General features: G+C 35.5%; 5 protein-coding genes. All 5 read right to left on the minus strand.

Features of this window, described 5'->3' with window-relative positions:
- On the minus strand, positions 1-405 hold a 405-nt coding region (locus HMPREF3241_RS03535), incomplete at its 3' end, for a protein rep (protein ID WP_141763170.1).
- 244 nt (positions 406-649) lie between these two features.
- Positions 650-1,912 (minus strand): MobV family relaxase, encoded by a 1,263-nt coding sequence (gene mobV / locus HMPREF3241_RS03540; RefSeq protein WP_000119405.1) that lies wholly within the window; start codon positions 1,910-1,912, stop codon positions 650-652.
- Between the two features lie 506 nt (positions 1,913-2,418).
- Positions 2,419-2,823, minus strand: coding sequence for a bleomycin binding protein (gene bleO, locus HMPREF3241_RS03545; RefSeq protein WP_001242578.1), 405 nt, complete (start codon positions 2,821-2,823; stop codon positions 2,419-2,421).
- Between the two features lie 216 nt (positions 2,824-3,039).
- Entirely contained in the window at positions 3,040-3,810 is a 771-nt protein-coding gene (gene aadD1 / locus HMPREF3241_RS03550) for an aminoglycoside O-nucleotidyltransferase ANT(4')-Ia (RefSeq protein WP_001795128.1), read from the minus strand.
- A 159-nt stretch (positions 3,811-3,969) separates the two neighbouring features.
- A partial coding sequence (locus HMPREF3241_RS03555) for a protein rep (RefSeq protein ID WP_070853461.1) occupies positions 3,970-4,618 on the minus strand: 649 nt, incomplete at its 5' end.

Consider the following 4,618-nt stretch of genomic DNA (forward strand, 5'->3'; position numbering starts at 1 on the left):
TATTACATGTTTTTTAACTTTGCAACAGAACCCATTTTTAACTGTTAATGTGAGAAACAACCAACGAACTGTTGGCTTTTGTTTAATAACTTCAGCAACAACCTTTTGTGACTGAATGCCATGTTTCATTGCTCTCCTCCAGTTGCACATTGGACAAAGCCTGGATTTACAAAACCACACTCGATACAACTTTCTTTCGCCTGTTTCACGATTTTGTTTATACTCTAATATTTCAGCACAATCTTTTACTCTTTCAGCCTTTTTAAATTCAAGAATATGCAGAAGTTCAAAGTAATCAACATTAGCGATTTTCTTTTCTCTCCATGGTCTCACTTTTCCACTTTTTGTCTTGTCCACTAAAACCCTTGATTTTTCATCTGAATAAATGCTACTATTAGGACACATAATATTAAAAGAAACCCCCATCTATTTAGTTATTTGTTTAGTCACTTATAACTTTAACAGATGGGGTTTTTCTGTGCAACCAATTTTAAGGGTTTTCAATACTTTAAAACACATACATACCAACACTTCAACGCACCTTTCAGCAACTAAAATAAAAATGACGTTATTTCTATATGTATCAAGATAAGAAAGAACAAGTTCAAAACCATCAAAAAAAGACACCTTTTCAGGTGCTTTTTTTATTTTATAAACTCATTCCCTGATCTCGACTTCGTTCTTTTTTTACCTCTCGGTTATGAGTTAGTTCAAATTCGTTCTTTTTAGGTTCTAAATCGTGTTTTTCTTGGAATTGTGCTGTTTTATCCTTTACCTTGTCTACAAACCCCTTAAAAACGTTTTTAAAGGCTTTTAAGCCGTCTGTACGTTCCTTAAGGAATTCCTTAGTACTTTCATAGATTAAACTCACATCACGCTTTAAATCGCTTATTTTAGACTTTAAAGACTTGTTTTCTTCAAGCAACTCATTATAATCATTTACATTTTCATTAAATCGCTCTACAAGACCACTATATTTTTCTTTAACTTGCCCATGTTCTTTACTTAATTTTTTATATTCTCTCGCCATATCAGTACTCATGAGATTTCTAACATGCTGTTTTAACCTATCGTTATCTCTCGCAGCAGTCACTAAGTTTTTATAATCACGCTCCGATATAACAACATTTTTGGTTGGTTTCTTTTCTGTTTTCATTATTTCTTTTCCCAAACCAAACATGGACTTTTCACCCGTTGGCACTTCAACACTTTTCATGTGTCGTTTCGCTGGTACTTCTAAATCTGATTTAACTTTATCGCTATAAGCAGTCCATTCATCTTTTTTAACTGCTAAATTTTTTTCTAGAAAATCAATCTCTTTTTCCAAAGTTTGTTTTTTAAATTTAGCTGTCTCAATATGTTTACGGTCAGAGCCACGTTCACCACGCTTCAACTCAAAACCCTGTTTTTTCATATGCTCGGGGAATTTATCTTGTAGCCATAACAGTTCTTGACGATTAAACACATTTTTTCCTTGCAGTTTTCCATCACGCATAGGCACAACACCTAAATGCATGTGAGGGGTTTGCTCATCATTATGAACTGTTGCATAAGCAATATTTTGCTTGCCATATCGTTCGGAAAATAATTTATAACTTTCCTCAAAAAATCGTTTTTGTTCTCCTGGATCCAGTTGCTCAAAAAAATCTCGGTCAGATGTTACTAGCAACTCATTTACAAGAACAGCATCTTTCCTCGTTTTTCTTGTACCTGTTTTTTGTGATTCAATAATTTCTTTGACACGTTCGTTGTAATCAATATTTTTATCATTTTTCAAATCATAATTTTCACGTGTTCGCTCATGGTCAATATCATCATTCGTTCTACTTTTTCGCTCTCTTTGATTATGAAATTGCATGCCTTTTAGTCCAGCTGATTTCACTTTTTGCATTCTACAAACTGCATAACTCATATGTAAATCGCTCCTTTTTAGGTGGCACAAATGTGAGGCATTTTCGCTCTTTCCGGCAACCACTTCCAAGTAAAGTATAACACATTATACTTTATATTCATAAAGTGTGTGCTCTGCGAGGCTGTCGGCAGTGCCGACCAAAACCATAAAACCTTTAAGACCTTTCTTTTTTTTACGAGAAAAAAGAAACAAAAAAACCTGCCCTCTGCCACCTCAGCAAAGGGGGGTTTTGCTCTCGTGCTCGTTTAAAAATCAGCAAGGGACAGGTAGTATTTTTTGAGAAGATCACTCAAAAAATCTCCACCTTTAAACCCTTGCCAATTTTTATTTTGTCCGTTTTGTCTAGCTTACCGAAAGCCAGACTCAGCAAGAATAAAATTTTTATTGTCTTTCGGTTTTCTAGTGTAACGGACAAAACCACTCAAAATAAAAAAGATACAAGAGAGGTCTCTCGTATCTTTTATTCAGCAATCGCGCCCGATTGCTGAACAGATTAATAATAGATTTTAGCTTTTTATTTGTTGAAAAAAGCTAATCAAATTGTTGTCGGGATCAATTACTGCAAAGTCTCGTTCATCCCACCACTGATCTTTTAATGATGTATTGGGGTGCAAAATGCCCAAAGGCTTAATATGTTGATATAATTCATCAATTCCCTCTACTTCAATGCGGCAACTAGCAGTACCAGCAATAAACGACTCCGCACCTGTACAAACCGGTGAATCATTACTACGAGAGCGCCAGCCTTCATCACTTGCCTCCCATAGATGAATCCGAACCTCATTACACATTAGAACTGCGAATCCATCTTCATGGTGAACCAAAGTGAAACCTAGTTTATCGCAATAAAAACCTATACTCTTTTTAATATCCCCGACTGGCAATGCCGGGATAGACTGTAACATTCTCACGCATAAAATCCCCTTTCATTTTCTAATGTAAATCTATTACCTTATTATTAATTCAATTCGCTCATAATTAATCCTTTTTCTTATTACGCAAAATGGCCCGATTTAAGCACACCCTTTATTCCGTTAATGCGCCATGACAGCCATGATAATTACTAATACTAGGAGAAGTTAATAAATACGTAACCAACATGATTAACAATTATTAGAGGTCATCGTTCAAAATGGTATGCGTTTTGACACATCCACTATATATCCGTGTCGTTCTGTCCACTCCTGAATCCCATTCCAGAAATTCTCTAGCGATTCCAGAAGTTTCTCAGAGTCGGAAAGTTGACCAGACATTACGAACTGGCACAGATGGTCATAACCTGAAGGAAGATCTGATTGCTTAACTGCTTCAGTTAAGACCGAAGCGCTCGTCGTATAACAGATGCGATGATGCAGACCAATCAACATGGCACCTGCCATTGCTACCTGTACAGTCAAGGATGGTAGAAATGTTGTTGGTCCTTGCACACGAATATTACGCCATTTGCCTGCATATTCAAACAGCTCTTCTACGATAAGGGCACAAATCGCATCGTGGAACGTTTGGGCTTCTACCGATTTAGCAGTTTGATACACTTTCTCTAAGTATCCACCTGAATCATAAATCGGCAAAATAGAGAAAAATTGACCATGTGTAAGCGGCCAATCTGATTCCACCTGAGATGCATAATCTAGTAGAATCTCTTCGCTATCAAAATTCACTTCCACCTTCCACTCACCGGTTGTCCATTCATGGCTGAACTCTGCTTCCTCTGTTGACATGACACACATCATCTCAATATCCGAATAGGGCCCATCAGTCTGACGACCAAGAGAGCCATAAACACCAATAGCCTTAACATCATCCCCATATTTATCCAATATTCGTTCCTTAATTTCATGAACAATCTTCATTCTTTCTTCTCTAGTCATTATTATTGGTCCATTCACTATTCTCATTCCCTTTTCAGATAATTTTAGATTTGCTTTTCTAAATAAGAATATTTGGAGAGCACCGTTCTTATTCAGCTATTAATAACTCGTCTTCCTAAGCATCCTTCAATCCTTTTAATAACAATTATAGCATCTAATCTTCAACAAACTGGCCCGTTTGTTGAACTACTCTTTAATAAAATAATTTTTCCGTTCCCAATTCCACATTGCAATAATAGAAAATCCATCTTCATCGGCTTTTTCGTCATCATCTGTATGAATCAAATCGCCTTCTTCTGTGTCATCAAGGTTTAATTTTTTATGTATTTCTTTTAACAAACCACCATAGGAGATTAACCTTTTACGGTGTAAACCTTCCTCCAAATCAGACAAACGTTTCAAATTCTTTTCTTCATCATCGGTCATAAAATCCGTATCCTTTACAGGATATTTTGCAGTTTCGTCAATTGCCGATTGTATATCCGATTTATATTTATTTTTCGGTCGAATCATTTGAACTTTTACATTTGGATCATAGTCTAATTTCATTGCCTTTTTCCAAAATTGAATCCATTGTTTTTGATTCACGTAGTTTTCTGTATTCTTAAAATAAGTTGGTTCCACACATACCAATACATGCATGTGCTGATTATAAGAATTATCTTTATTATTTATTGTCACTTCCGTTGCACGCATAAAACCAACAAGATTTTTATTAATTTTTTTATATTGCATCATTCGGCGAAATCCTTGAGCCATATCTGACAAACTCTTATTTAATTCTTCGCCATCATAAACATTTTTAGGTTCTGTTGCAAAGTTAAAATTATATGCA

The organism is Staphylococcus sp. HMSC34G04 (assembly GCF_001838765.1).
Taxonomy (GTDB): Bacteria; Bacillota; Bacilli; order Staphylococcales; family Staphylococcaceae; genus Staphylococcus; species Staphylococcus epidermidis.